The 26,003-nt window shown below is 63.1% G+C and carries 25 protein-coding genes and 1 tRNA gene; 16 read left to right on the top strand and 10 right to left on the bottom strand.

Translation table 11 applies throughout. The annotated features are described in order from the left end of the window. The first annotated feature begins 67 nt into the window (after positions 1–67). Positions 68–448: a hypothetical protein gene (locus P6U29_RS21165; RefSeq protein WP_407112097.1), complete on the top strand. Its 381-nt coding sequence runs from the start codon at positions 68–70 to the stop codon at positions 446–448. Here P6U29_RS21165 and P6U29_RS21160 read toward each other — a convergent pair. Then, positions 408–1,967, bottom strand: a complete 1,560-nt coding sequence (locus tag P6U29_RS21160; RefSeq protein ID WP_407112096.1) for a beta-(1-6) glucans synthase — start codon at positions 1,965–1,967, stop codon at positions 408–410. The two genes, P6U29_RS21165 and P6U29_RS21160, sit on opposite strands and share 41 nt — an antisense overlap. 344 nt (positions 1,968–2,311) lie before the next feature. On the opposite strand from P6U29_RS21160, the gene P6U29_RS21155 reads away from it, so the two are divergent. The 3 genes from P6U29_RS21155 to P6U29_RS21145 all read left to right on the top strand — a co-directional run bounded on the left by P6U29_RS21155 (position 2,312) and on the right by P6U29_RS21145 (position 6,299). Beyond that, complete coding sequence (locus P6U29_RS21155; protein WP_407112095.1) at positions 2,312–2,905, top strand: beta-1-3, beta-1-6-glucan biosynthesis protein; 594 nt, start codon at positions 2,312–2,314, stop codon at positions 2,903–2,905. A 215-nt stretch (positions 2,906–3,120) separates the two neighbouring features. Then, a complete protein-coding gene (locus P6U29_RS21150) occupies positions 3,121–5,790 on the top strand; it encodes a glycosyltransferase (protein ID WP_407112094.1) in 2,670 nt (889 codons plus the stop codon). A 433-nt stretch (positions 5,791–6,223) separates the two neighbouring features. After that, a tRNA-Lys gene (locus tag P6U29_RS21145) sits at positions 6,224–6,299 on the top strand. Here the strand turns inward: P6U29_RS21145 and P6U29_RS21140 are convergent. Beyond that, positions 6,294–6,551: a hypothetical protein gene (locus tag P6U29_RS21140; protein WP_407112093.1), complete on the bottom strand. Its 258-nt coding sequence runs from the start codon at positions 6,549–6,551 to the stop codon at positions 6,294–6,296. The two genes, P6U29_RS21145 and P6U29_RS21140, sit on opposite strands and share 6 nt — an antisense overlap. Before the next feature lie 278 nt (positions 6,552–6,829). Between P6U29_RS21140 and P6U29_RS21135 the strand changes: the two genes are divergently transcribed. After that, positions 6,830–7,015, top strand: a complete 186-nt coding sequence (locus P6U29_RS21135) for a hypothetical protein (protein WP_407112092.1) — start codon at positions 6,830–6,832, stop codon at positions 7,013–7,015. A gap of 523 nt (positions 7,016–7,538) precedes the next feature. Here P6U29_RS21135 and P6U29_RS21130 read toward each other — a convergent pair. Continuing rightward, positions 7,539–7,700 (bottom strand): hypothetical protein, encoded by a 162-nt coding sequence (locus P6U29_RS21130; protein ID WP_407112091.1) that lies wholly within the window; start codon positions 7,698–7,700, stop codon positions 7,539–7,541. 1,340 nt (positions 7,701–9,040) lie between these two features. Between P6U29_RS21130 and P6U29_RS21125 the strand changes: the two genes are divergently transcribed. The 3 genes from P6U29_RS21125 to P6U29_RS21115 all read left to right on the top strand — a co-directional run bounded on the left by P6U29_RS21125 (position 9,041) and on the right by P6U29_RS21115 (position 11,858). Continuing rightward, positions 9,041–10,324 (top strand): adenylate/guanylate cyclase domain-containing protein, encoded by a 1,284-nt coding sequence (locus P6U29_RS21125; RefSeq protein ID WP_407112090.1) that lies wholly within the window; start codon positions 9,041–9,043, stop codon positions 10,322–10,324. 966 nt (positions 10,325–11,290) lie between these two features. Continuing rightward, positions 11,291–11,470 (top strand): hypothetical protein, encoded by a 180-nt coding sequence (locus tag P6U29_RS21120; protein WP_407112089.1) that lies wholly within the window; start codon positions 11,291–11,293, stop codon positions 11,468–11,470. A gap of 229 nt (positions 11,471–11,699) precedes the next feature. Next, positions 11,700–11,858: a hypothetical protein gene (locus P6U29_RS21115; RefSeq protein ID WP_407112088.1), complete on the top strand. Its 159-nt coding sequence runs from the start codon at positions 11,700–11,702 to the stop codon at positions 11,856–11,858. Positions 11,859–12,225: 367 nt separating this feature from the next. Here the strand turns inward: P6U29_RS21115 and P6U29_RS21110 are convergent, their stop codons facing one another. After that, the gene (locus P6U29_RS21110; RefSeq protein ID WP_407112087.1) at positions 12,226–12,891 is read right to left on the bottom strand and encodes a hypothetical protein; all 666 of its coding nucleotides are present in this window, start codon (positions 12,889–12,891) and stop codon (positions 12,226–12,228) included. 1,402 nt (positions 12,892–14,293) lie between these two features. Then, entirely contained in the window at positions 14,294–17,401 is a 3,108-nt protein-coding gene (locus P6U29_RS21105; protein ID WP_407119382.1) for a DEAD/DEAH box helicase, read from the bottom strand. A 729-nt stretch (positions 17,402–18,130) separates the two neighbouring features. On the opposite strand from P6U29_RS21105, the gene P6U29_RS21100 reads away from it, so the two are divergent. Beyond that, a complete protein-coding gene (locus P6U29_RS21100) occupies positions 18,131–18,373 on the top strand; it encodes a hypothetical protein (RefSeq protein WP_407112086.1) in 243 nt (80 codons plus the stop codon). Between the two features lie 203 nt (positions 18,374–18,576). Continuing rightward, positions 18,577–18,822: a hypothetical protein gene (locus P6U29_RS21095; RefSeq protein ID WP_407112085.1), complete on the top strand. Its 246-nt coding sequence runs from the start codon at positions 18,577–18,579 to the stop codon at positions 18,820–18,822. 1 nt (position 18,823) lies between these two features. Here the strand turns inward: P6U29_RS21095 and P6U29_RS21090 are convergent, their stop codons facing one another. After that, a complete protein-coding gene (locus P6U29_RS21090; RefSeq protein ID WP_124158242.1) occupies positions 18,824–19,216 on the bottom strand; it encodes an NUDIX hydrolase in 393 nt (130 codons plus the stop codon). A 145-nt stretch (positions 19,217–19,361) separates the two neighbouring features. Then, entirely contained in the window at positions 19,362–20,447 is a 1,086-nt protein-coding gene (locus P6U29_RS21085) for an AI-2E family transporter (protein WP_407112084.1), read from the bottom strand. A 500-nt stretch (positions 20,448–20,947) separates the two neighbouring features. Here P6U29_RS21085 and P6U29_RS21080 point away from each other — a divergent pair, with 500 nt between their 5' ends. Further along, entirely contained in the window at positions 20,948–21,175 is a 228-nt protein-coding gene (locus tag P6U29_RS21080) for a hypothetical protein (protein ID WP_407112083.1), read from the top strand. A 103-nt stretch (positions 21,176–21,278) separates the two neighbouring features. Next, complete coding sequence (locus P6U29_RS21075) at positions 21,279–21,581, top strand: hypothetical protein (RefSeq protein ID WP_027575377.1); 303 nt, start codon at positions 21,279–21,281, stop codon at positions 21,579–21,581. 21 nt (positions 21,582–21,602) lie between these two features. Here the strand turns inward: P6U29_RS21075 and P6U29_RS21070 are convergent, their stop codons facing one another. After that, a complete protein-coding gene (locus P6U29_RS21070) occupies positions 21,603–22,028 on the bottom strand; it encodes a hypothetical protein (RefSeq protein ID WP_407112082.1) in 426 nt (141 codons plus the stop codon). A 154-nt stretch (positions 22,029–22,182) separates the two neighbouring features. Beyond that, a complete protein-coding gene (locus P6U29_RS21065) occupies positions 22,183–22,401 on the bottom strand; it encodes a hypothetical protein (RefSeq protein ID WP_407112081.1) in 219 nt (72 codons plus the stop codon). A gap of 370 nt (positions 22,402–22,771) precedes the next feature. Between P6U29_RS21065 and P6U29_RS21060 the strand changes: the two genes are divergently transcribed. From P6U29_RS21060 to P6U29_RS21050, 3 genes are all read left to right on the top strand, one after another. Beyond that, positions 22,772–23,359, top strand: a complete 588-nt coding sequence (locus P6U29_RS21060; protein ID WP_407112080.1) for a formyltransferase family protein — start codon at positions 22,772–22,774, stop codon at positions 23,357–23,359. Positions 23,360–23,557: 198 nt separating this feature from the next. Then, entirely contained in the window at positions 23,558–23,908 is a 351-nt protein-coding gene (locus tag P6U29_RS21055) for a hypothetical protein (RefSeq protein ID WP_407119381.1), read from the top strand. Then, positions 23,853–24,398 (top strand): hypothetical protein, encoded by a 546-nt coding sequence (locus P6U29_RS21050; protein ID WP_407112079.1) that lies wholly within the window; start codon positions 23,853–23,855, stop codon positions 24,396–24,398. Before P6U29_RS21055 ends, P6U29_RS21050 begins: the two co-directional genes overlap by 56 nt. A gap of 49 nt (positions 24,399–24,447) precedes the next feature. Here the strand turns inward: P6U29_RS21050 and P6U29_RS21045 are convergent, their stop codons facing one another. Then, entirely contained in the window at positions 24,448–24,846 is a 399-nt protein-coding gene (locus tag P6U29_RS21045; protein ID WP_407112078.1) for a RidA family protein, read from the bottom strand. Between the two features lie 149 nt (positions 24,847–24,995). On the opposite strand from P6U29_RS21045, the gene P6U29_RS21040 reads away from it, so the two are divergent. Further along, positions 24,996–25,871, top strand: a complete 876-nt coding sequence (locus P6U29_RS21040) for a DMT family transporter (RefSeq protein WP_407119380.1) — start codon at positions 24,996–24,998, stop codon at positions 25,869–25,871. The last annotated feature ends 132 nt before the right edge of the window (positions 25,872–26,003 follow it).

The following is a 26,003-nucleotide window of genomic DNA, read 5'->3' as shown; positions in this document are numbered from 1 at the left end:
CGCGCGTCGAGCAGAAACTTCCGCCTGCCCTGTTGCCTGCCCGCGCCATCCCGACCATATTGCCGCCATGACAAAAAAGCCCTTCCGCCTCACGCCCTACCAGGTGCAGTTCCTGATCGTCGTCGGCTTCGCCTCCGTCGGCTATGCGCTTTACGTGCGCTATCTCGCGATTGAGCTGTCGCAAGTCGCGCTCGCCTGCGACGCCGGGCTTCAGACCCTTGTCTGCAAGTCGCGGTCGGTCGCGACCGTGCTGTTCAAGAATTCGGTGTTCGGCATCGTCGCGCTGGTGGTTGCGACGCTGAACCTGATGCGACCCTCGATCGTGCTGCTCACGGTCGGCCTCATCGCCGCCGGCCTCGGCATCGTGCTCTACAATGTCGTGCTGTCCGGCCTTGCGATCGGCCTGCTCATTCTTGGCTTTGCTCGGCCCGCGCCCGCCACAGCGTGAGCGCGAACAACAGATAGATCGCGCAGGTCCACAGCGACTGCCAATTGTCGCGGCCTTCGTTGAACAGCACGTACACGGCCGACAGCGCCAGCACCCCCGCGAACACCGCTTCGGCGATCGGACGCTGGCCAATCTGCGGCCGGTTCAACATCAACAGCGCGAACGGCACCACCGCCATCGTCAGCGCGGCGTAGGGAAAATCCTTGTAGCGCGGGTCGAACACGAAGCCGAGCGCGGTCGCAGCCGCGATCACCGCCGTCACCGCCAGCGTCAGGCCGAGCACCGCGGTGAGCTTCGACCATTTCCGGCCCTCGCGCGGGCCGAGCAAATCGAGGAAGGTCGGCAGGCTGCGGCCGATCACCATCGCCTGCGCGCAGAAGATCGGCGACAGGATGCCGGCCAGCAGCAGCGCGCCCCAGAGCAGCCAGCCGCCGATCCCGTAGCTCTCGTAATACATCTTGTCAGCGCCGATCCCGAGCAGGCTTCCGGCCGTCGTCGCCGAGATGCCGACGCCGAGCCAGGCCGGGAAGCGCGGTGTCCACGGCCGCCGGCGCAGCGTGATCAGCGCGACTGCGAACACCAGCACGGCAAGGCCCATGCCCGCGCCCATGTACCATTTCCAGTACGGGAAATTGCTGATCGGCTCGCCCGGCGGATATTTCAGGCTCCGGCGCACCGAGTCATACAGGCCCCAATAGCCGCCGACGGTGCCTTCCAGCCTGCGCTTCCACGGCTGGTCGTAGGACTCGATAAGATTGACCCGGAACTTCTGTGCCTTCGCAAGGCTCAGGATTTCCGACACGACACGCGCCTGGTTGGTGCGCGAGGGCAGCGCGCCGTCGCGCATGCGCCCCTCGCTCGGCCAGCCGGTTTCGCCGATCAGGATCTCCTTGCCTGGAAACGCCACCGCCATGCGCTCGCGGATCGCCTCGACATGGGCGGAGGCGAACTTCGCCTTGATCGGGAAGTCCTCCCAATAAGGCAGGATGTGGATCGTGACGAAATCGACCGCGTCATAGACCTCGCGGTTCTTCAGCCAATATTCCCACACATCGGCATAGGTGACAGGCACGCTGACCTGGGTCTTCACCAGGCGGATGAGGGCGACGAGGTCCGCCGTCGTCATCTCACCGCGCAGCAGCACCTCGTTGCCGACGATGACCGCGGTGATGACGTCGGGGAATTGCTTGGTGAGGCGAATGGCGAGCCCGGCCTGCTCGAAGTTCTTGGTGCGGTTGCTGGAGAGCCAGATGCCCTGGAGCACTTTCAGCCCTCCGACCTTGGCGGCGATCGCCGGCACCTGGTCGAGCCCGTTCTCCATCGAATAGGTGCGGACGCAGTCGGTGATTTGCTTGAGCTGGCGCAGGTCCTGTTCGATCTGGTCGGCCTCGATATGGGTCCATGCGTCCAGCGGCGACTGCTCGCCGCGGAACGGCGCGTAGGAGACGCATTGGACCTTGTCGGCGGGATCGATCGGGGCGCGCGCGAGCGTGATCGGCGTGGCAAGCCACCACCACACGGCAGCGATCGCACCCAACGAAACGAGCAGAAGCGCCAGTGGCGTACGAAGAGAAATCGGTTCCGTCCTCCGCGAAGGGTCCGTCGATTACCTGCTCGCACGCCATCTGCCAAGGGGGTGTCCAAATGCCGATCCACAACTGCGGATCCGACCCTCCCCCAAAAGGAATCTGAGTGCGGCCGTTCGACCGTGCTCTAGGATTGTGACTTTGCTGGACAAAATTCGAAATACAGGTCATGGACTCCCAAAGACTTTTCCGCCGCATTGGAGACCCATTTGGACGCCATCACCGGCGCGTCCGCGGGATCCTGACGCGGACGGCCAGCGGATACATTGGGGAATTCATGCGGCAACGGGTGTTCGAGTCACGAAATGCGGTCCTGCGGCAGTTCGCCGCCACCTTGGCCGTCTCCTGTCTTCTCGTTCTCGCCGGTCTTGGGGGCGCCTCCGCCCAGAGCGGCGCACCGGCCCCTGACCAGGGCAAGGCGGCCGCCCAGCCCGCCGACGCCGCCAAGGATGCCGCCCAGAACCAGCGCCGCACCGACGAATTCGCCGAAGCGGCCCAGGTCATCAACGGCCCGGCCGGCAACCCCGAATGCGTCTGGCTCGGCCGGCGTGTGGTGCGGCTGATGTGGCGGGATGATCTCGATACCGCGTTCCGCCATCTCGATCTCTACGACCGTTTCGGCTGCCCGGGCGGCCACATCCAGGCCGCGTTCCGCTGCCTGACCCGATTCGGCGGGCAGATCGACCCGAAGGTCGCCGAAACCCTGGACAGCCGTGTGCACGCGTGCTGGATCAACCCGGCCGCCCAGCCGCAGCAGGCGGCGGCCGCGACCTCTCAGCCGGCGGCACCGGCAGCCGGCAATTCGCCCGCACCGCAGCCGGCCGCGAGCCCCTCGCCTGCGGCAAGTCCGTCCCCGGCGCCCCAGAAATAGCCGCGATCGTTTCAGCTGTCGTTCAGGAATGATCGGCCATAGACGCGGTTGGCACTGCCGCGCGTCGTTCGAAAAGGCCATGCCCTCATAAGGACATGAGGCCATGACAGTTGTGAAACCGCACGGCAGAGGTATGCTCCCTTTGCCGCGGACACGGTCGGATCTCGGGGTCGGATCCGCTTCCCTGCCACCTCAGCCCCTTTGGTTTAGCCGCGATGCGCGTTGTCGCCGCCGTTCTGTTGCTTGTGTCCGCGCTTCACGCTGGGCTCTGGGGAGTCCTGCGTGACCAGGAACCCGCGCCTGATTTCAAGGGCCTGTTACCCAGCGTCTCCTACGCGCCGTTCGAAGGGTCGGCCCACCCCGACATCGACAACATCCCGACCGTCGAGAAAATCCGCGCCGACCTGAAGACGCTGTCGACCATGACGCGCGCTATCCGTCTCTATTCATCCACGGGCGGCGTGGAGCTGGTGCCGCCGATCGCCGCCGAGTTCGGCCTCAAGGTCACCGTCGGCGCCTGGATCGACAAGGACGCGAATCGCAATAAGCGCGAGATCGACGCCGCCATCGAACTTGCCCGCAAGAACAGCAACGTCGTCGGCGTCGTGGTCGGCAACGAGGTGATCTACCGCGGCGAGCAGAAGGTCGAAGATCTCATCGACATGATCAAGAAGGTGAAGGGCTCGGTCCGCGTGCCCGTCACCACCGGCGAGATCTGGAACATCTGGCGCGACAATCCGGACCTTGCCTCCAACGTCGATTTCATCGCCGCGCACGTGCTGCCCTACTGGGAAAACTTCCGCTCGGATCAGGCGGTCGACCAGGCCGTCGACCGCTACAACCTCCTGCGCAACCTGTTCCCCGGCAAGCGCATCGTGATCGCCGAGTTCGGCTGGCCGAGCCAGGGCTACAATTTGCGCAACGCCGACCCGGGTCCGTTCCAGCAGGCGCTGATCCTGCGCAACTTCGTCACCCGCGCCGAAGCCATCGGCATGGAATACAACATCGTCGAAGCCATCGATCAGCCCTGGAAGTTCTTCGAAGGCGGCGTCGGTCCATATTGGGGTATCCTCAACGCCAGCCGCGAGCCGAAATTCGCCTGGACCGGCCCGGTGGAGAATCCCGACTATTGGAAGCTGATGTGCATCGCGCTGCTGGTCGGCATCCTGCTGTCACTGCCGATCCTGCGGATTGAAAAAGCGACCGCGAGACAAGCTTTCCTGCTGTCGGCAACGGCCAATGGCGTCGGCGCCTGGGCCGCGACCGTGTTCGCGTTCTGGAACAGCCATTATTTCATCTTCGGCTCGGCCTTCGCGCTGACGCTCGGCATGATCCTCCTTGTTCCTCTTGTTCTCATTGCGATGGCCCGCATCGACGAGATCGCGGCCGTCGCCTTCGGCCGGCCACCGCAGCGGCTGCTCTCCAAAGGCAAGCCGGTCGAGAACGTGCCGGAGAATTACTATCCGAAGGTCTCGATCCACATCCCCGCTTTTTTCGAGCCGGTCGACATGCTCAAGCAGACGCTGGATGCGCTGTCGCGGCTCGACTACCCCAACTACGAATGCGTGGTCATCATCAACAACACGCCGGATCCTGCCTTCTGGCAGCCGATCCAGGACCATTGCCGCGCGCTCGGTGAACGCTTCAAGTTCATCAACGCCGAGAAGGTGCAGGGTTTCAAGGCCGGCGCGCTGCGCATTGCGATGGATCGGACCGCGGCGGATGCCGAGATCATCGGCATCCTCGATGCCGACTATGTCGTCGAGCCGGACTGGCTGAAGGACCTCGTGCCCGCCTTTGCCGACCCGCGCGTCGGCCTCGTGCAGGCGCCGCAGGAGCATCGCGACGGCGACCTGTCGATCATGCACTACATCATGAACGGCGAATATGCCGGCTTCTTCGACATCGGCATGGTTCAGCGCAACGAGCTCAACGCCGTCATCGTGCACGGCACGATGTGCCTGATCCGCCGCGCCGCGATGGACATGGCCGGCGGCTGGTCATCCGACACGATCTGCGAGGATTCCGATCTCGGCCTCGCGATCCAGGAGCTTGGCTGGACCACCCACTACACCAACCACCGCTACGGCGCGGGTCTGTTGCCCGACACCTACGAGGCCTTCAAGAAACAGCGCCACCGCTGGGCCTATGGCGGCCTCCAGATCGTCAAGAAGCACTGGCGCCGCTTCCTGCCCGGTGCGAGCCGGCTGACGCCCGACCAGAAGCGCGAATATGGCTTGGGCTGGCTCAACTGGCTGGGCGCCGAAAGCCTCGGCGTCGTCGTGGCGCTGCTCAACCTCGTCTGGGTGCCGATCGTCGCCTTTGCCGACATCGCCATCCCCGACAAGATCCTGACGCTGCCGATCATCGGCGCCTTCGTCGTCTCGCTGGCCCACTTCCTGTCGATGTACCGCGCCCGCGTCGCGATCAAGCCCGGCCAGATGCTGGGCGCCATGATCGCCGCAATGAGCGTGCAGTGGACGGTGTCGCGCGCCGTGGCGCAGGGCCTCATCACCGAGCACATCGCCTTCGCCCGCACCTCCAAGGGCGGCCTGTCCAGGATGTCGATCGAGTTCCAGGCGTTCTGGGAGGCCGTGATCGGTACCCTGCTCGTGGTCGGCGCCGGCGTGCTGATCGCCTCCAACAGCTTCCGCCAGATCACCGAGATCTACATCTTCGCCGGCGTCCTGGTGCTGCAAAGCCTGCCGTTCCTGGCGGCAGTGGCGATCGCCATCCTCGAGCTCAGCCGGATCAACTCGTTCCAGTTCTGGCGCGACAGCGCCATCCGCACCGCCGAGCTGATCGGCCTCCGCCCGGTCGCCCTGCCGACCCCGGTGGGAACGCCGCAAGCCGTGCCGAGCGAGGTGCGGCGGGAGACGACCTGACGGACGAAAGCTCGCCTGCGGCCATTATTCGAGACGCCCGCCCGCGGCGGGCCCTCAGGATGAGCTCAGGCGACGCGGAAAGATTTTAGACCATCATGGTGAGGAGCCCGCGAGAGCGGGCGTCTCGAACCACGCAGGCCGAGCACCTTCGGTCCCTCAGCAGTTCAGCGTGGATGACAGCCCCGCCAATCAGGTTGAGCGTTCCAGCCTAACCGGCGGAAATCGCGAACAAATCCCCGCCCCTGCCGCAATCTTTGGCAACCACCCGCACTATTGACCTCCGCAGCCACTGCCCCTACACAGCGCGGGCCGACAGCATGATCCGGAAACAGCCGGTTTTCCCCGCAACGCAAGTCGAGCGCGGCGGCAAGACATGCTTCTCGAATGTCCGAAGACGATGGCGATCCCTTTTCGATGCCATCAGCGGCCATGGGAGCGCGTAGCTCAGCCGGTAGAGCACGTGACTTTTAATCACGGGGTCCTGGGTTCGAGCCCCAGCGCGCTCACCAAGCCGGATCAATGACGATCGCAAGCCCACTGAAAAAGCTCTGTGTAGGCACCGTGTTGGCAAATCGATTACGCGCGTGCGCGGCGCTCCGAGATATATGCTGGTCACGCAGCTCGGCCGCCTCAGCTCGGTAGCTCTCGGCCATCTCCAGCAAGCCGGCGCGCTCCTCCGCCATGGCCGCCTCCTCCGCCATATCCCGGCAGACGCGGTCCATGCGCGCGATTTCGGAGGTGATGCGCTGATCCTTACCCATGCGGTCGATCAGACTCAGGCGCCCCCCGCACTCGTCAAGATCGCCGGACCTCGAACGCAACCCCAACGAGGCGATCGTCGCTGTCGGTCTTGCATCTCCAGGTCGATCGCATATCGAACGTTGGCGGCAGTCGTGCCCGTACTTCCTTGCACTCGGCGTTACACCTCGCAATAGGAACGTCTCCGCTCGGGATGCTTTTGCGGAAATGGGACGAGCCGGAGCTGGCGAGGTTGGAGGCGCGGCAATGAAGCGCCACTCTATGAGCAAATATTTCGGTAATGGCGCCGGCCACGTACTGCCAGCACAACAGTGCCGTGCTGCTGTTCAGCTGGCGCGGCAAGCCCGACGGATCGGCCCGCTATGTCGAGCACGTCAACCGCTACGTCCGCAATGGAGTGGAATATCCCGGCCTCGTCGCCCTGCTCCCTGCCGTCGAGGCCGAACACGCTGACAAAAAGAACTGATAGCAGCTGCCCCGCAGAACGTCCCTACGCTCATCGTCATTGGTTCAGATCTTCATTGGCTCAGATCAAACCCGCGATGATCAAAACACCGATCTCAATCAGTAGGAGCGTACCCGTTGCGGCGGAGATGAGAAACAAATCACCTAGTGACAGGTGCATGATTTGCCTCACAATTTGCCCTAGAAGCGGCCTTACATCCTTGGCTGTAAGCAGGTCGGGATAATGGGGCCGCTTCTAGGAGGTCCTTGACGCGTTCGTCCGGCGCCAAGCGATTCTCATTCTAATCCAAATTTAAATCCCGTCCAACATTTAATTTATTTAATTTTGCTTTTATCTTAAATATTTAATCGAGCCGCATTTGGACGGTGCTGGCCGCTGATCCCGCGTGGAGCATCGTGATTGGCCGTACCGTGGCGGTACTCAAAAGTCCGTGGAGCGACCGACCGAATTGCGATGGGCACGCAAGACGCGGAGCCGCCCTGCGCGTACAGCACCGCCGGGTATAGCGACCACACGCGCGGCGCTATTCCGTTTCGTCGCTCTGCGAATGCGCCGCCAGTGCTTTGCGCGCCTGCTGTTCGATGACCCTCACCGCCGCGTCGACGACCCGCTCGTGGCCCTCGTCGAGAGATTTGTCCCTCATCCAAGCATACAGGTAGACCGCCAAAGCATCCTGCAGTGTCATGGCAGGCTCCTCTCTCGAACAGCGTCGTATAACCGTTCGGAATGATCCTGCTTTACGCACACCAACGCAATCAGATGGAGTCTTTAAGTCGAGGTTAAGCTTGATAGCAGCAATGCAATTCAAATGTTCGTCTCTGCGGTGGCGCTGCAAAGCCTGGCGCTGAGGCAGGCCATTTTTTCAGCATATAGGATGGGTTGAGCGCTTGCGACCGGGCGCCCGCTTCCGCCGCTATCCGCCTCGGCCGACGTTTGACGAGGCGTTGTTCAGCCAGCGCAGCGTTGCGTCGTCGCTCCAACCTGGAACGGCAAAGCGCGCGGGTCGAGACGCGTTCGCATGGGGCCGGTCTACCGCAGGATGGCGTACGCGGGCATGATGCATCGTTGCGGCATTTGCGGAGGTGCACAGCACCAGCAACAGACCCACGGCAAAGAGCGCCCGCAACACATCAACTCCAATCGAGCAACCGTCTGCCGTATTTGATGCGCCGATCGGCTCGCCACAATCCATCGCGCCTTCACAAGCAGGAGAGAGAAGCGCGGGTTCTTGCGATGCAAGCCGGTTGCCACGGCCGGAGCTCGTGCAGACTCAACAGCAAAGAGGTGACTCGTCAGGCCATCACAACGATCGTGCTTCTTGGAAATCTGTCATCGGGGGCTGTCTTGTCGTACCGACGCCCGGATCCCAACTCACCAATGCAGGTCACATGTGCGGAGAAAGGGAAACCATGCGTGCATTGTCGGTGGCACTCCTCGCGGCGGCTTCGCTCACCCAGGCCAACGCGGAGGTGAAGACGAAGGACCCCAGTCCTTCGTGCAGCTATACGCTAGCGAGCGGGGAAACGTACCAGGTGCCCGCGGGCCAGACTCTTTGCTGGCGCGTCCCCCCGCCTTCCAACAGGACGTACACGCTCCTGCGTTGCGATCCGCCATTTCAGGAACTCAACCGGGTGCAACTTGGCGATGGCCGCTGCAACAAGTACGAAGAACGGCAATAGACCCGCGGCCGGAGCATCCTCGATGGCGGCTCGTGTCGAGCGACGCGAAGGAGACCGTTCGCGTGGGCCAGCTTAGCGCGGACATCTCCTGAGCGCTTCGCTCGACTCGTCTTCAGCTCTCCGGATGCACCGTCGCAGCCGGCACATTCCCAGAGGAGTATTTCGGCCACGCTCGAATGCTGATGAAGGTTTGCTATCTCTGACCGGCATTGGCATTCCGGGACGTCCCTGATTGCGGGCTCCAACCGCATTGAGCTTACCAAACCGCCCGTCGACGCGGTAGGATGGCGAGCCAAGGCGGCGCTGGTCTTCGGATTGAGCGCCAGCCGGAGTCGGGAGGGCCAGAATGTCATTCCCAATACCCGCCAACGAGCCTGAACGGCTTGCTGCCGTTCGCGCGCTCAATATGCTCGATACGGCGCCGGACATCGCCTATGATGAAATCGGTGAACTGGCGGCACAGATTTGTCAGTGTCCGGTCGCCTATATCAGCTTGATGGATGACGATCGCCTTTGGCTCAAGGCCAAATACGGTTTGCCGCCGGATTTTCACCAATGCCCACGCGAAATTGCTTTCTGCACGGAGACGGTTTGCGGCACTGAACTCGTTGTAGCACCCGACCTCAGGCAGGATGCGCGCTTCAGCAGGCTTCCGTTCGTCACCGGCGAACCGTACTTCAAATTCTATTGCGGCATGCCGCTTGTCACCACTGAGGGGTACGCGCTCGGGACTCTGTGCGTCATGGATTTCGAACCGCGCCGGCTTGCATTCGAACAGGCCGAATCGCTGCGCCGCCTGTCGCATCAGGTGATGGCGCAGCTGGAACTGCGTCGAAGACTGATCGAGCTTGACCGAGCAAATAAGGATCTGGACCAGGCGCGGAAGGATATCGTCGCAGAGAAGGCGCGCGTCGAAGAGCTGCTCATCAATATACTGCCAGCATCGATTGCCGATGAGCTCAGGAAGGATGGCAGAGTCCAGCCGAAATACATCCCCTCGGCCACCATCATCTTCGCCGATTTCAAGGGGTTCACCTTGCTGGCAGAGCGCATCGAGCCAGTCGCTCTGGTCGGACTGCTCGACCAATACTTCACTGTTTTTGATGACATCGTAACACGTCATAAGCTCGAAAAGCTCAAGACGATCGGCGATGCCTATATGGCGGTCGCCGGCGTGCCCACGGCTAATCGCAGGCATCCTATCGAAGCCTGCCTTGCCGCGCTCGAACTTCAAAGCGCCGTCGCCCGCATGAAGGCTCAGCGTGAGAAGATTCGATTGCCCTCGCTCGAGCTGCGCGTCGGCATGCATACGGGGCCGGTCATTTCCGGCGTGGTCGGCCGACAGAAGTTCACTTTCGATATCTGGGGTGATGCAGTGAATACCGCGGCGCTCATGGAAATGAATGGCGCTCCTGGCCGAATCAATGTCTCAGAGACAGTCGCTGGACACGTGAGATCACTCTTCGATCTCGAGCCGAGAGGTGCTATAGAAACAAAGCACCACCGCCTGCTCGAAATGTTCTTCCTCAACCGCCTGAAACCAGAATTCTCGCGCGACGCCGAGGGGCGCCTGCCGAACGAAAAATTCTCTGCCGAATGTAACCGACGTTTGACCAGCTTTTCCAGCTAGCCCGCAGGATGGATTGAGCTCTTGCGAAACACCATCACCCGTTGCGATCAGCGCCACTGCGGTCCGCCATCGATCATCGGAGCAAACCCGGGATCGTTCCTTCCGATTCACATTTGTTGATGCAGGAACATCCCTCCAGGATTGACCATACCGCTACCGGGGCTGGCAACTTTCATCTCGGCTTTATTGTAACCCGGTAGGGCCGCTGCTTCAGGCAGCGGCCCTTGCTTTTGAAAGCTTTTGAAAGGCCCGCTAGCGTGAACCGGCGAGCTCTCGCGAGCTTGCGTGTCAGGGTCAACGTATCTTCCTTGCCGGCATTGGCATTGCCGGACGTCGCGCATCCGGCGTCACTGGCCGACGTTGGACGGCCGCGCCAAGCGCCGCTTTGGCCGATCGGGTTTTGCTGATGACGATTTGGACTTGGCACTCCTGCGAATTGCTGCGGCCGATTTGCCGTCGAGGCTATGACTCTCTTGCATTTGCTGCATTTGCTCGGCCGCGATCACGCGGGAGCGCAAATGTTCCAATTCGGAGAGCCCAGAAGCAAGCTCGTCCCCACGCTGCTTCAGGACAGCGGTGCGATCACAAGTACCCATTGTACGCCCCCCCACGTCCCGACCGATCGGGAAATTTATGCAAGCGAGAAAATGCGGTGGCGAGGGGACAGTTCCTGTGGAAGTGCTGCGCCGGTTGTCGCAGCAGCGTGCGCGGCAAAATAGCTCAACGACCCAATGTCGCGAACGCCTAAATGGGTCAGCTTCACGGCCACGACCGATGGATCGGGCGATCGCCAATGACGGCCCCGACCGTGGGGGCTTTTGGGGTGTGGAGGCCGGGGCCGCTGGAGGTGCTTGGACCTTTGGGGAAGGCCAAGCCGCCAAAGACTAGGAAAAATCGGCAATCACTTCTGTTCGCTTTCGGACATTGCCTGTACCGTTCCGTTTGCGGGGAACGGAGCCAATACCAATGAAGGATTATCTGGCCCAGATCGAGAAACTTCGGAAAGATGCGGCCGAATGCGCCCTGATCCGCGACTTGGCAACCGATCCAGCCAAGCGCGAAGTGTTCGACCGGCTTGCGAGCCACCTCACGGTCCTGGCTGACCAAGTTGAAGTGGCGATGCTTGAGCGGAAGGACCGGGGCTGACCCGTCTCGGGGCCTGAAATGGGTGCGCCGCTAATCCCGCGGGCTGAGTGAGCGCGGACATCGTCCGACCGAGCTCGTATCTCGAGCTCGCGGCAGTTGTGGCCGGCATGGGTAGCGGAGCTCCCGAGATGCTGATGCACCGCTTGATCCAAATATGAGCACAGGAACGTTTCGACCGGCGGTGAGTCCTACAGGCGCAATCCATCCCGTATTCCTCGTGGATCGAACGATGGAAAAAGCACTCGCCTATGCCATCTCGGCGGCCCTCGTCGGTTTCGGTCTCCTGATCTTTTTCGCCGGCCTATCCTCCAGCTCGCCAGCCTTATGGACAATCGTCGCGCTGGTCCCGATCACGATCGGCATCGTGAGCGCCTTTGGTCCTATGTGACTTGATGTGGAAACCAGGCCTTTAGGTCAGCGCGTCTGTATTTTCCGAATCGGCAACTCGTGTTCGCTCTCTCGTAGTTTCAAACCGCTGGTGACGCGCGTGAGCCATTTCGTCTCGATGCTTCTGCTTGCGACGGCCCTGGTCTTGACCTTGTGCTTCGGGGTGGCAGCCTGGCGTCTCTCAGCGGACAAAGAGGCCGACATCACCGCCGCGATTTCGCATCAGGAATATGGCTGGAGGTTAAGGCCCAACAATTGAAGCCTTTAAAAGCTCCGTGCTTTCCAGATCGGCGCAAGAAGGCCCGTCAGCGTGAACCTCGGATCAGGTCAGCGAGGACAGCGTCCCAACGGCGTTGCTTGACGTACTTTCAGCTCTCCGGAGCCGACGTCGCAGCCGGCACACTCAGCGGAGCTCCGCCGACCGAAACAGGCCCGACAGGTTTCGACTGCCGCGCCAGCCGTTTGCGCATCGCTGCGGACAGTCCATAGCGGGCATTCGCTCGTCGAATGGAGGACGTGACGTCCGACATCATCACATTTTGCAGCGAGTCGACCTTCGCGATCAGCGTGGACAGCTGCGAAGATATCTTCTTCACATCGACCCGCTCGTCCGTGATGCTCTGCCGCAGAGACAGCAGCACCATCGAATCCTGCTGCAGCAGAGTCCCATTTTGCTGCGATGCGTGGTTGTTCTCCTGCAGCAAAGCCGTGTGTTGCTGCTGGGCCGCCTGAATGTCCTTCAAGGCGGCGATAACCGGATCCGGCTTCGGTGCGGGTGCTTCCTGGCGCGGAAGCAGTTCAGCCAGGCTGCTGACATTCAGCGACGCCACATCGGATGGCAATGTATAGATCGCCGCGGCGCCATTGATGGCCAGGGCACACACCGAGAATACCAAGACCGATTTCCGGCTGGAGCGCTTGATCGGCGCTGCAACCTCCGGGGCTGCGGGTTCGTGCGCTGCTGCGGCAGCAAGTGCTACCGCGTCGAGCTCTTCGGCGAAGCTTTGCGTTTCGAAGGTCGTGGTCACGTGCATTGCCCCCAATGAGCGAGCAACAGGAAGCCGCCCCTGGAACGTCCTCGTGACGAGTCCTTGTACGCAGCACCCAACTCCAACTGCCTAAAATTGTGAGCATTTCCGATTAATTCCACGTTAGCGGCGGGGCTGGCCGACGGCTCAGCGACCCCGGTCGATTACGGGGGCGATACGATGCAGGGACGAAAACGGCCGGGAAGCTACTCTGACGGCGTAGTTGCTCCGGCCCCTGCATGCCTCGAAACGGATTTTCCGAAGCTGGCAGAATACCCCTGTTTTGCCCGACGGTGCAATCGGACGTGTGCTGGAACTCCGGCGCCAGAGAATGCGGCATGAGCAGTTGGCCCCATCCGGATCACAGACCAGCGGCTGTATCAGCCCGGAGCAGTGGTCGCGACCGACGTTTGCGCCCGATGCCGAAGACATTATGGCAGAAGCACTTAGCTACTGTGCATGGGGTTGTTTTCGCATTTTTGATGCACCTACCCCTTATCCAGCAGCTCGGATAACTCCTCCACCCGCTCGAACCGGGCGTCCCGCATCGGGCTGCGGCAGACCGCGACGATCGATCGCACCGATCATGCCTCGTCGCCCCCTCGCTCGCCGACTACGGACTTGGCTTTATCGGGCTCGAACCGCGTCTAGGCGACACATTCGTTCGTCGCTCGACCTGCGCTTTGGCATCCAGCACCTTGTCTCCAGCTCGTGCGGCTCGCGGCTGCCTGATCTGGTCCGAAAGGCTCGAGCCTCTCCCCCGCAGGCCTTCTGAGCCATCACTGGCGCTTCCTTGAGCCTGTGTTGCCGGCCGGAATCTGTTTTGGAGGGACGCCGAACCAGTGGCTATTTGATCCTCATTGCTCGTGCCGCTCCCAATCGCGCCGATCGGCAGGCCATTTTGAGCGTGACCGACCCCGGCATTTCTTGCGGCCTGAGCTGCCGCCCGGGACCTCGCGGGCGTGGCGGGCTGAACGTTCGGGTTAGTCGGTTCGTTGTTGGTGCCCAGATTTCCGCCGGTGGCGGTGTCTTTCGTCCCCATCCCCGGCGGCGCTGAGGGACCCGCATTGCCTGCACTCGTCCCCATTCCAGAAGGTGCCGAGCCGCCAGCGCTACCGGGCCCCGTTCCCATGCCCGCTCCTGCGGACCCGGCATTTGCGCCGCCCGCTTGCGTCAGCGCCAACAGACATGAGCTTGCGATAATCGCGACAATGACCGGAGGGATGGCATGGGACATCGGACAATCTCCATCACCAGGCCCCCAATTAACTATAATGGTGGAACCGGGTTCCAGCCACGAATTCGCGATTGAAGAGGCCCGGCCGCTGAGCGAGCTCGCGGACGCGCGATCCGCGCTGGGAATGACGTCAAGCTGCTCTCGAGCGACGACGCCAAGGCGCGGGCGCCCTCACCCCTCATCCAGCAGCTCGAACAACTCCTCCATCCGTTCGAACGGCGCGTCCAGCATCGGGCTGTGATGAACGACGCGATCGCCGTCGCGCTGCAGTGACTTTCCCCGCGACTTCCGCAAGCGGCCCGGCAGGAACGTTGCAGCTGCGGCCTCAGGCCCGACATCGAGCCGGATGATGCCGCGTCGCTTGCACTCGATCCTGAGCTTGGCTGCCGCGAAGAAGTCGCGCGCGACCTTCGGCAAAGGTCCGAAGCGGCGGGAGGTTTCCTCCTCGAGATCGTCGAGATCATCCTCGCTGCTGCATCGTGCGGCGCGCGCATAGAGCTCGAGCCGGACGGGCTCGGACTGCACGTAGGTCTCGGGGAGCATGTCCCCGACCGGCAGGTTGAGGTCGGGCACCCACACCGCGGCGCGCTCCTCGTCGGCCTTCTCCGAGGCCATTTTCAGGAGGTGGCTGTAGAGCACGGGCCCGAACACCTGGACGTGGCCGGATTGCTGCTCCGAGAACAGGTCGCCTGCGCCCCTGAGATCGAGGTCGCGCTCGCTGATGGCAAAGCCGGCGCCCGGCCGGCTGAACTCCTCGAGCACGGCGAGCCGCTTCTCGGACTGTCCGGACTCCGTCTCGGTCAAGAGATGGGCGAAGGCGCGGATGCCGCCGCGGCCGACGCGTCCGCGCAGCTGGTGCAGTTGGGCAAGGCCGAACTTTTCCGGCCAGCAGACCACGATGGTGTTGGCGCGGGGAATGTCGAGGCCGCTCTCGACGATGTTGGTCGCGAGCAGGACGTCGGCTCCGCCCTCGACGAAGCTCATCATGCGGTCGTCGATCTCGTCGGCGGGCAGTTTGCCATGGAGACAGACGATGCGCAGGTCAGGCGCCACCGCCCGCACCCGCGCCAGCATGGGATCGAGATCCTGGATGCGCGGACAGATCAAAAAGCTCTGGCCGTGGCGGCGTTGCTCGCGCAGCAACGCGGAGGCAATGGCCGCATCTGACAGCGGCGCGATCCTGGTTGCAACCGGAAGCCGGTGCACCGGCGGCGAGGCGATCACGCTGAGATCGCGGAAGCCGGCAAGGCCGGCGGCCAGCGTCCGCGGGATCGGCGTCGCGCTCATCATCAGCACATGGACGTTCTTGGCGAGGCAGGCGAGCTTTGCTTTCTCCGCCGCGCCAAAATGCTGCTCCTCGTCGATGATGACGAGGCCGAGATCATCGAACTTGACGTCCTTGCCCGTGAGCGCCTGCGTGCCGATCACGACCTTGATCCGGCCGCGGCGCAGTCCCTCCTTGGTCTCCCGCAGCTCCGCGCCCGAGGTCGCACGCGACAGGTTGCCCACCTCGATGCCGAACGGCGCAAAGCGCTTCTGGAAAGTCGCGACGTGCTGCCGTGCCAGCACCGTCGTCGGCACCGCGATCGCCACCTGCTTGCCCGACAGCACTACCGCGGCCGCGGCCCGCAGCGCCACCTCGGTCTTGCCGAAGCCGACGTCACCGCAGATCACCCGGTCCATCGGATGACCGGATGCAAGATCGTCCAGCACGTCGTTGATCGCCTTGGCCTGGTCGATCGTCGTGAAGTAAGGGAAACGCGCGACGAACTTCTCGTAGGTCGATCCCGGCGGCACCAGCTTTTCGCCGCGCCGCCGGCGGCGTTGGCTGATGTGCTTGGCGAGCACCTTGCCGGCGATCTGGATCTCGCGCTCGGCCTCGCCGCGGCGCGCCCACCATGTGCTGCCGTCCGCCTTGTCGAGCGCCAGCTTGCCGAGTTCGGCCGCGTAAGGCCACATCAAGGCGAGATCGGGCGGCGGCACCAGAACCGCATTATCGCCCGCGAACTTCAGGCGGATCATCTCGCGCATAGCGCCGCCGCCGGTGTTGACGGTCTGCAAGCCGTCGAGCACGGCAAGGCCGCGCTGGAGGTGGACGACCACCGTGCCCTGCTCGGGCACATCGGCATGTTCGAGGGCCGCGCTCCAGGCGCGTGCCATCGGTTGCGGATGATGCGCGCGGCTGCCGAGCACGTCGGACGCCGTCACCACGACCACAGGTTTCTTCCCCGGCAATACGAAGCCTGCATCGAGATCGGCCAGCAGCGCCGTCTCGCCGTTCCGCCCGCGCGTCGCTTCGTCCCAGTCCTCGCAGCGCTGCGCCTTGACGCCGCTCATCCGCTCCATCACGCGCAGATCGTCCTCGTGCGCGGCGACGAGGATCAGTCGCGATCCGGCCCGGCGTGTCTCCTCGACGAAGGCCCGCAGCGCCTTCCTGGAGGACGTCAGCTTCGAAAATTCCGGGACGGGCTGGAACGACGCCGTCCGCGGCAGCACCTTCATGCTCTTGGAGAGCTGCTTCCAGTCGCGCGGTCCGAGATATTCGCGCTCACGCTCCGCGCGGGGCGCGGCCTCCTCGATCGTGCTCAGCCAACCGTCCGCGTGTAGCGGGACCCCGGCGTCCGCGACCCATTTCGCGCGCCCGCAATAGTCGAACAGGCTCGCGCGCTTGCCACGCTTGCCGGCAAGGCCGAGCCGCTCCGACATCGGATCGACGAGCAGCTCCCTGGTCTCGAAGATGATCCTGTGCTCATGCGGGTCGAACGCCACGATCCGTTTGATCGCATGCTGCGAATGCTCGATCCGGAACGGCCCCAGTGCGCCCGCGGGAAATATCTCGAAGGTCTGGCCGTGGAACAGCGCCCCGCCCGGATAGTCCGGTTCATCGTCGAGATCGTATCCCAAGGCCTCGAGGCGGGTCTCGAGGTCCCGCTCGGAGAACGTGCCGCCCACCTTCAAGCTGAGGCTCAGGCGCGACAGGCTCGCCGGCGGCGGCAGGCGCTCCATCACCGCTTCCGCAGTCGACACCAGAAACAGGGGTTTCTTGGATCTTGTGAGGCGCCTCAGCACGGAGGCTCTGCGCCCTGCGAGCTCGTGCGACGGCTCCAGCTGATCGAATGGCAGCGTGTTCAATCGCGGAAATACCAGCACCTCGCAGGATGGGTCGAGCGCGTGAATGACGCTGCCCAGCCGCTCCGCCCTGTTCTCGCTCTCGGCGAGAAAGACGATGCCACTGCGTCCGGACTGCTTCCATTGTGCAAGCAGATGGAGGGCCATCATGCCGAGGGGCGAGGAAGACGAGATCGTGGCGCGCTGCGATCCTTTGCTCTTCTTCGACGCCTTCTTGGCCACCCCTGCCTTTTTGGAAAGCCTCACTTGAACCCGTTTCTGGTCTTGAACCGTCGCACACTGAATGCGAGCCGCCATCATCTCGAATCCGCAGCTCGCCGCCATGCATATGGGATTTGCCCCGCGAACGCACCCCTCGCGGGCAACGTCCGGGGACGCCATCGCGATCCCGGCAGCTTGGCCGTTGCTCGCCCAGCCCATTGGAACTGGCTTGGTTTGGACGCGCGAAATGCGGCCCGTGCTCTCGATGCCAAAGTCAATGCGATCGAGGTGCTCTACGCCGTAGCAGACACGAAAAAGCCCCAGCGCTTGGAGCCACGCTGGGGCGTTCGTTCAAAATGAAGCGGTAAAGCAATGACGTCTCCATAGCAGAGGTTTCGCCCCGCGCTTGTGAACTGGTTCACACGTGTACGCCAAACGACCTCAGTGCGAAGGCCCTGAGGTCGCCAACCTTTGTGGGGAAGGTTTTCTCGCGGCCCGGGGGCTTTTGGGGTTGGGGATGGGCCGGGAGCCAAGAATCTACGCACGACGCGCAGAGTCGTTCCAAGCGGGTGGGCGGAAAGTCCACCGGCGCGATCTATCAGGAACGCGGTACCGCATACTTCCGGTTTGGGCTTGCGTAAGCAGCGCGCTAGGATGGCTCCTTTGACGGAGGCTCATTTGAAACCATTCATTTTCTTCATCGGCGCCTTCGCGCTGCTTGCGACGGCCCCCGCCCACGCACAGACGCTGGTCGATCCCAACAAGGTTGCTCCCGAATATCGCGAGGCAGCCGAGAAGCGCCGGGCCGAGCAGTTGCGCCAGCGTGAATGCGCGCTGAAGGCGGATCTCGAGAAGATACTGCCCAGGGATCGCACCGCCTTCCTCAACCATTGCCTGGAGACGATGGCAGCCAAGCAATAGCGGCTGGCTGACTGTTCCAACCCGTCTTCCGCCGCCGGCCGCGATAGGCCGATGGCACTTGGCCGCGCGCGTTCTGCCAGCGTCCGGCCACAAAGGCATTCAAGCTTTCTTCAGACATTTGGGATCAGCTGACGATCCATTTTCAAAGTCATTGTTGTCCGCGCATGAGTTCGGTCCAGATTCAGTGCACGCGGTGCAAGAACGTGTTTCGCGATCGCGCCGGGCGGTTGCAGGACGGCTATTCCAGGCAATGTCCGAGTTGCGAAGTGGTGCTGTTCTTCGCTGAGGACTCCCAACATCCCTTCATCAAGCGCGCGATGCGCAATGCGCGCAAGGTCCGCATGGAGATGCGGGAGGCCGAGGCTGTCAGGCTCGCGGCTCCGGAGCCGCTCGCGGCCCGGTCGAAGTCATTCGGCGGGCGGACGCGATCGGCGGAACGGGAGGACTAGCTCAGCTCCGCCGCCGCTTCCTCGGAAACAGGCGGTCGCGGATGTAGCGCGAGGTCGGCGTCAGGCGGATGCCGCGGGGCTTCTGCCAGGCGGCGCGGTCGATCTCTTTCTTGTCGCCGATCGCCAGCCTGCCCTTGGCGGACTTGGCGATGAAGATCGCGTCGCTCATCTTGCGGCCAGAGCGCTTGTTCCTCGCCTTCACTTCTTTCCAAAGGCTGATCCTGCCGAGCTTCAGCTTGGGCAGTTCCTCCTTGATCTCCCGCCGCAGGCAGTCCTTCTCGGACTCGCGCGCACGCTTGCGGCCGCCCGGGAACATCCACAGGCCGTCCGACCGGCGTCTGACCAACAATACCTTGCCGCGCCTGGCGGCAACCAGCTTGGAAGACTTCGCCATTGCTGCCGTTATCGAAAACAGAATCGAGCCAATCGTAACTTGTCTAGTCCAACAGACAAGTTTGCGGCACGCCTTGATCACAGGACGCCAGCCACCGGGGCCTGGCGCGGCACGGCCGGCAGATCGCGCCGTTCGGGGCGCGGGATCAGCCCTTCTCCGCCTCTGCCCGATCCTCGGTCCTGATCCAGGCCATCATCATTTCCCAGGCCACCGACAGGATAATCGGTCCGATGAACAGGCCGACGATGCCGTGAGCCAGCGTGCCGCCGATCACGCCGACGAAGATCACGATGGTCGGGGTGGTCAGGCCGCGCCCCATGACCAGCGGCTTCAACATGGTATCGATGAAGCCGACGACGACGAGAAACACGGTGAGGAGCAGCGCCGTGGTGACGTCCTTGGCGGTCCAGATCCAGATGATCACCGGCAGCAGCACGAGGAAAGCACCGATCTGCACGATCGAGAGCAGCAACACGATGAAGGCGAGAAGGCCCGCGCTCGGCACCGAAGCGAGCTTGAAGCCGATGCCGGCGAGCAGCGCCTGCACGATCGCGACGCCGATCACGCCCTGCGCCACGGCGCGGATGGTCGCACCCGCAAGCGATAGGAAATGCTCGCTCTGCTCCGGCACGATACGAAACAGGAAGCTGCGCCCGGCCGCGACCAGCCGCGGCCCATGCGGAAACAGGAAGCCGGCCACGAACACGGAGACGAGAAACTGGAGCGTGCCAAGGCCGGCGTCGCCCGCGAGCGAGAGCAGCGGGCCTGCCAGCGGCTGGAGATACGGCGCCACCTCGCGCACCACCGCCCGAACATTGTTATAGGCTTGGTCCCAGAGCTCGTAGAGCCAGGGGCCGACGAGCGGCCAGGACTTGAGCTGCTCCGGCGCCGATTGCAACGCGAGATCGCCGGTGCCGAGCTGGTGTGCCAGCTCGCGCACGCCGTCCACCGCGCTGATGCCGAGCCAGGTCGCTGGACCAATGACGATGCCCAGCGTGATCAGGGTCAGGATCGCTGCTGCGGTCTTGGGCCGGCCACCGAGGATCTTGGCAACCCAGCTGAACGCCGGATAGAACGCGACCGCCAGCACACCGCTCCAGGCCAGGATCGGCACGAACGGGCGGATGATCAGGAAGGTCCAGATGATCAGCAGGGCCAGCAGGCCGAGCCGGATCACGAGCTGGATGACGTCCTCTCCCGTCAGGAGCTGACGGAGGCTTTTCACGGGCACAGCTTTCCTTGCGGCATGAACGCAACTTCCGGCGCTTGCGAGGCCCAGCCGTTATGCCAGCAACGCATCCTGCGTCAAGGCGACTGGAACAGCCCACGCTGCCGATTGGGAACAGATCGGGCCATTCCGCATTCCGAGACGATGACGCCCCCTCCCAGAGAGTCTGACGCACGCGCGGGGATGCACCGCGGCATCCACTACTCTCTGAGACCGAACGCCGCACCTGGCTTTTGGCGCTATACCTATGCGATCAGGGACAAGGTCCGCTCCGGACGGGTGCAAGGCAGGTTGCCGCTGCTCGCCATCAGACGGGTGCAGATGCTCATCGATCGGGACATGCGAAGCGCTCGAGGCAGCTGATATGGATGGGCGGGCGGATGGCCTGCGCTCCAACGCGGGCTTGGCTAATGCCCGTTAACCGGATTTCCCCGCGCCAGTTTACGCCGCTGCAAACGCTGCTGACTACTTTGGATAGAGACCACCGAAACACATCCTGGGCAATGGCCAACAGCATCTGGACGATCGAAGAGTTCACCTGTGCGGGTTGCGGCATGAACTACACCGCGACCAGGGAGGAGCACAGCGAGGCCCACACCGGCAGCTTCAAATGCGGCATCTGTAGCGGCGTCGTGCACGCCTGGTCCGGCAAGCATCATTTCTTCGGCTGGCAACCCGTGAAGACGAGGCCGCCTGTGTTCGGGAGGCGCTGGGCGGGCGTCGAGTGGTAAGCTGCCCGCGGCGTTCGCAAGATCGGCCGAATTGCACCGGCGCCGTTTGGAATCCCTTCACCGATCGCCGCTAGATCAGGATGGATCCTCCGCGTCGAACACCATGGCCGATCTCAACGCCGTCCTGACCAGGCTCAACGACCGTCTGCTGCGCCTCGAGGGCGAGCTGTTCGTGCTACGCTCGCTGGCGCGCGCAACGCTGACGGCGGGCGACGACCATGCGGCACGCATGCGCAAGCTGGTCGAAGCCGCAAAAGTCGCGCTCGACGACGAGGCCAAGCGCCCTCTCGACAAGCCGACCCGCAAATATGTCGATGCGGCAACCGCACTGGTGGAGGAGCTGCTGGTCGAGCCGACGCCGGCGCGGCCGCTGTTCACGGTGATTGACGGCGGCCGGCGCGACTGAACGCTCCGGGATGGCGATCACCTAGCGCCCATACAGTCCCGGCGGTTGCATGCCGTTGCGGTAACACTGGCCGTCCGCATAATTGTACGCAAAGCCGTGGGGACAGAGCCCGCCGCGGCGTCCGTAGTATTCGGGGCGCCCGTAAGCGCCGGGCGCATGCGCGTCATTTGGATAGCAACGGCCATTCGAGTAATTGTAATCGTAACCGTGCGGGCACAGGCCGCCGCGTCGTCCGTAGTATTCGCCCGGTCCGGGATCCCGCGTATAGACACCCGGCGCGTGATAGTCATTGGGATAGCAGCGACCGTTCGAGTGGTTGTAGTCGTAGCCGTGCGGACATTGTCCGCCCGGACCGCCTCTGAATTGAACTTGCTCCACCATGGGCGCCGTCGGTGCCTCAGGCACGGTTGCGAACGCAAGCAGGCCGGCCAGCGCAAGCTCGATCATGACGATTCCTCCAAATCACGGGGACAAGCCTATCAGGATTTGTGTCCCACGAAACGACCTGACGATTGAAACACGGCCGGCCTGAACCCTGCATGAACCGGGCTCGGACTGCGACGATGCGTCGGGCTCCAGTCCCGCGCAACGACGCAGACCACTAGATCGTCGTGGCATTCTCTGCCTTGAGCCGGCTGAGCCCCGCCTCGATGATCGCGATCTCCTCGTCGATCTTGCCGATCGGCCGGCTGAAATCATAGCCGGACCTGCTCTTCAGATCGACCGCGAGCCGCTGCCTGTGCATCATCAGCCCGTCGAGTCCACGGCGGTTCTTCAGACGCACATAGGCGTCGACGATCTGCTCGATTGCGCTCGGCATGAAATCTGTCCCGGCGAAAAGGCCCGGCGGCGCGCCCACGCCGGCGGACGTTTTCGTGTCGCGGTACGCAATACAAATCCGCGACGGATTCGTCGATACGCCAAGCTGGTTGAGATCGTGTTACCGTCCGATGATTTCGTGATGCGTGACGTGAAAAGGCCGCCGGCGATCACGCCAGCGGCCGAACCGGGTTCGAAAACGGATGACCGGCATGGAAGCACCGGAGCGATTGACTGCGCAATCCCAGAGTCTGCCGCAGCCGGCGCCCGCCGCATTGTTGATAACCCACGCAAACGTCGCGCGGGTGGTGACAGGGCATACGGACGTGTTATCGGGAGTATGACGCAGTTGCGAGACAGATCGGACACCCATGCGCATTACCCTCGTCGGCTCCCGCCATTTCGGCGTGACCACCCTGAACATGCTGCGGGAGCACAGCGTCGCGGTCGTCCGGGTCGTCGTGGCCGATGCCGAAGATCGCCTCGCCGCGACTGCCAGGGCTGCCGGCATCGAGGTCGTAGTCCAGGCCAATCCGAAATTGGTAGTGGCGTCCGAGATTGCCCCCGATACCGATCTGATCATCACGGCGCACAGCCACGCCCGAATCGGCAAGGACGCGCTCGCCTCCGCCAAGTTCGGCGGGATCGGCTATCACCCGTCACTGCTGCCACGCCATCGCGGCAAGGCCGCGGTGGAATGGACCATCAAGGAAGGCGATCCGGTCGCCGGCGGCACGATCTATCATCTCGCCGACCGCATGGACGCAGGCGCGATCGCCGCCCAGGACTGGTGCTTCGTCAAGAAGGGCGAGACCGCGCGGGAGCTTTGGGAGCGCGCGCTGGCGCCGCTCGGGCTCAAGCTGCTCGCCGATGTGATCGACTACATCAAGGTGCACAAGGCGCTGCCCGCCAAAGTTCAGGACGAGCAGTTCGCGACCTCCGCACCAAGCCTTTCCTGAGCCAAGCCTTTCCTGAGTCGCCCTGACGTTTACCCTTAACGTGAAGGGGCCTTGATTCCACTTCGAAAACTGGGACCAAAAGCGCAAATAAACCATTGTTCCCACAGGAACAATTTTCGCTTTGGCATTGCAACAAATTTCCGTCACATTTCGCCCCGAATAAGCGTCAGCATATCCGACACATTCGAGGACGAATTCATGCGTTTTGGTCGCATTGCGGTGTTTTGTGCCGCCTCAGCCTTCGCCGGCACCCTCGCCGCCCCCGCCTTTGCCCAGAACCCCTATGATGGCAACTGGCACGTCACCATCGTGACCAAGAGCGGTTCGTGCGAACCGACCGCGAGCTCCATGCTGACGGTTGCGGACGGCAAGATCACCGCGCCCGGCGCTAACGTTTCCGGCACCATCGGCAGCGGGGGACTTGTGAAAGTTTCAATCAATGGTGCATATGCCAACGGTCAACTCAACGGCAACGCCGGATCGGGGAAGTGGAATGGAGCATCTGCAGGCATACCGTGCAGCGGGCGGTGGGAAGCATCGCGCCAATAAGCCAACTGAGACTCGCGCTGGAAGCCGGCGGCTGCTGATCGCGGCCGCCGTTTTGTTTGCGGCGGGCATCGCCCACACCGAAAGCAAAGCTCAGTCAGGCCCGTTTGCGCCGATGGCAGGCACCTGGAGCGGCGGCGGTACTGTCATCCTCGATGACGGCTCGACCGAGCGAATCCGCTGCCGGGCCAAGTACGCTCCGATCGGCCCGACCATGGAAATGTCGCTGACCTGTGCCAGCGATGCCTACAAGTTCCACCTTTCCGCCAATGTCCGTGCCGAAGGCAGCGCCGTCACCGGCAGCTGGGCCGAGGCCAGCCGGAACATCTCCGGCTCGCTCCAGGGCCGCGGTGGCGGCGGAAATTTCGAGGTGGTCGCCTCGGCCGCCGGCTTCAACGCCAACATCGCACTGAGGACGAGCGGCAACAAGCAGACCGTCTCGATGCGCGCCGACAGTCAATTCCGCGGCGCCAACATCGCGATGACGCGGTGAGCCAGACCACGTTCAAGACCATCGACCTGGCGACCTCGCCGGGTCTTTTTTATGCATTCGGCACGAACGCCGTGACCTCGATCTCGACCTTGGCTCGCTCATCCACGAGACCGCCAATGTAAAGCAGCGTCGAGGGCGGGAAATTGCGTCCGAGCGTTTCCTTCCATGCCGCGCCAATGGCAGCAGCGGCCGCTTGATATTCGCTGCGGCTGGTCAGGTACCAGGTCAGACGGACGATGTGCTCGGGGCCCGCGCCGGCCTCGCCCAAGAGCTTGATGATCCGCTTCAGCGCAGTCGCGACCTGCGCGGCCATGTCGGGCGCGTAATTGCCCGCCTCGTCGCCACCGGTCTGGCCGGCCAGAACCACCCACCGACCCGGCCCCTCAACCACGACGCCATGGGAAAAGCCGCGCGGTTTTTTCCATTCGGCCGGCTGCAAGATATGCATGAGCGAGATCTCCCGATTTTCTCGTTGTTCGCTGATGCATTAACACGCCGACCTGCATTGCTGCATCCGCAGATTTGGCCGTTGCAAACGGCGGCGATGTCGCCGATACCGGCCGTCCCTTCGGAATTCCCCCTGCCGCATCCGCCGCAATGAGCACGACACCGTCCAAAACGATGGCTGCACTGTGGATGGCCGGCTGGCTGTCGCTGATGCTGATCATGGCGGTGGCTGGGCGCGAGACCACGCGCGAGCTGAATGTTTTTCAGATCATGGAAGTGAGGTCGCTGGTCGGCTTCCTGTTGCTCTCGCCGATCATCTACCGCGCCGGCGGCTTGAAAATGCTCAAGACAGCGCGCCTGCCGCAGCATGTCGCGCGTAATTTGGTGCACTATGTCGCCCAGCTCGGCTGGTTCTTCGCGCTGACGCTGATCCCGATTGGCCAGGTGGTGGCGATCGAGTTCACCATGCCGATCTGGACGGCCATCCTCGCGGCAAGCTTCCTGTCCGAGCGAATGACGCCATGGAAGATCGCCGCCATTGTGCTCGGCCTCGTCGGGGTGATCGTGATCGTGCGGCCGGCTACTGGCGAGATCAATCCGGGCCAGCTCATCGCGCTCGGGGCCGCCATGGGATTTGGCGTCTCCATGGCGCTGGTCAAATCGCTGACCCGCACCGAAAGCGCGCTCTCGATCCTGTTCTGGATGCTGGTGGTGCAATCGGTCGCAGGCTTCGTTCCGACGCTGTTCGTCTGGACCTGGCCATCGGTCTATGTCTGGACCTGGGTCGGCGTGATCGCCATCTGCGGCACATTCTCACATTATTGCCTCGCCAGCGCGATGCGCTACGCCGACGCGACGATCGTGGTTCCCATGGACTTCCTGCGGGTCCCACTGACCGCGACCGCCGGCTGGTTGCTGTATTCCGAGCGGCTCGACGCCTGGACCGTGCTCGGCGCGGCGCTGATCCTTTTCGGCAATCTCCTGAATCTAAAGCCCGCTTCGCCGGTTCCCGCTCGCGCACAGTGAACCTCGCGCCGCCTCGCGCGACAAAACGAAGTGGCCGTGTGATTTGGATCACGTTGGAGTGTCCCTCCATCGTGCACATTCGGCCACACAGCAGCGGGTTGGCGCAACGGACTGCCGTTTTGGTGGTGCGAA

The organism is Bradyrhizobium sp. LMG 9283 (assembly GCF_045571415.1).
In the GTDB taxonomy this organism is placed as follows: domain Bacteria; phylum Pseudomonadota; class Alphaproteobacteria; order Rhizobiales; family Xanthobacteraceae; genus Bradyrhizobium.
The sequence above is the reverse complement of the archived record's forward strand: the minus strand, read 5'-3'. Positions and strand labels throughout refer to the sequence as shown.

Bases quoted from the DNA above. Each gene is read 5' to 3' on its own strand.
- P6U29_RS21115 (WP_407112088.1), top strand. From the start codon at position 11,700: ATGGAAAAAGCACTCGCCTATGCCATCTCGGCGGCCCTCGTCGGTTTC.
- P6U29_RS21150 (WP_407112094.1), top strand. From the start codon at position 3,121: ATGCGCGTTGTCGCCGCCGTTCTGTTGCTTGTGTCCGCGCTTCACGCT.
- P6U29_RS21070 (WP_407112082.1), bottom strand. From the start codon at position 22,028: ATGATCGAGCTTGCGCTGGCCGGCCTGCTTGCGTTCGCAACCGTGCCT.
- P6U29_RS21105 (WP_407119382.1), bottom strand. From the start codon at position 17,401: ATGATGGCCCTCCATCTGCTTGCACAATGGAAGCAGTCCGGACGCAGT.
- P6U29_RS21130 (WP_407112091.1), bottom strand. From the start codon at position 7,700: ATGACACTGCAGGATGCTTTGGCGGTCTACCTGTATGCTTGGATGAGG.
- P6U29_RS21155 (WP_407112095.1), top strand. From the start codon at position 2,312: ATGCGGCAACGGGTGTTCGAGTCACGAAATGCGGTCCTGCGGCAGTTC.
- P6U29_RS21045 (WP_407112078.1), bottom strand. From the start codon at position 24,846: ATGCATATCTTGCAGCCGGCCGAATGGAAAAAACCGCGCGGCTTTTCC.
- P6U29_RS21125 (WP_407112090.1), top strand. From the start codon at position 9,041: ATGTCATTCCCAATACCCGCCAACGAGCCTGAACGGCTTGCTGCCGTT.
- P6U29_RS21040 (WP_407119380.1), top strand. From the start codon at position 24,996: ATGAGCACGACACCGTCCAAAACGATGGCTGCACTGTGGATGGCCGGC.
- P6U29_RS21140 (WP_407112093.1), bottom strand. From the start codon at position 6,551: ATGGGTAAGGATCAGCGCATCACCTCCGAAATCGCGCGCATGGACCGC.
- P6U29_RS21065 (WP_407112081.1), bottom strand. From the start codon at position 22,401: ATGCCGAGCGCAATCGAGCAGATCGTCGACGCCTATGTGCGTCTGAAG.
- P6U29_RS21090 (WP_124158242.1), bottom strand. From the start codon at position 19,216: ATGGCGAAGTCTTCCAAGCTGGTTGCCGCCAGGCGCGGCAAGGTATTG.
- P6U29_RS21110 (WP_407112087.1), bottom strand. From the start codon at position 12,891: ATGCACGTGACCACGACCTTCGAAACGCAAAGCTTCGCCGAAGAGCTC.
- P6U29_RS21050 (WP_407112079.1), top strand. From the start codon at position 23,853: ATGGAGCATCTGCAGGCATACCGTGCAGCGGGCGGTGGGAAGCATCGC.
- P6U29_RS21165 (WP_407112097.1), top strand. From the start codon at position 68: ATGACAAAAAAGCCCTTCCGCCTCACGCCCTACCAGGTGCAGTTCCTG.
- P6U29_RS21055 (WP_407119381.1), top strand. From the start codon at position 23,558: ATGCGTTTTGGTCGCATTGCGGTGTTTTGTGCCGCCTCAGCCTTCGCC.
- P6U29_RS21080 (WP_407112083.1), top strand. From the start codon at position 20,948: ATGGCCAACAGCATCTGGACGATCGAAGAGTTCACCTGTGCGGGTTGC.
- P6U29_RS21120 (WP_407112089.1), top strand. From the start codon at position 11,291: ATGAAGGATTATCTGGCCCAGATCGAGAAACTTCGGAAAGATGCGGCC.
- P6U29_RS21135 (WP_407112092.1), top strand. From the start codon at position 6,830: ATGGCGCCGGCCACGTACTGCCAGCACAACAGTGCCGTGCTGCTGTTC.
- P6U29_RS21075 (WP_027575377.1), top strand. From the start codon at position 21,279: ATGGCCGATCTCAACGCCGTCCTGACCAGGCTCAACGACCGTCTGCTG.
- P6U29_RS21060 (WP_407112080.1), top strand. From the start codon at position 22,772: ATGCGCATTACCCTCGTCGGCTCCCGCCATTTCGGCGTGACCACCCTG.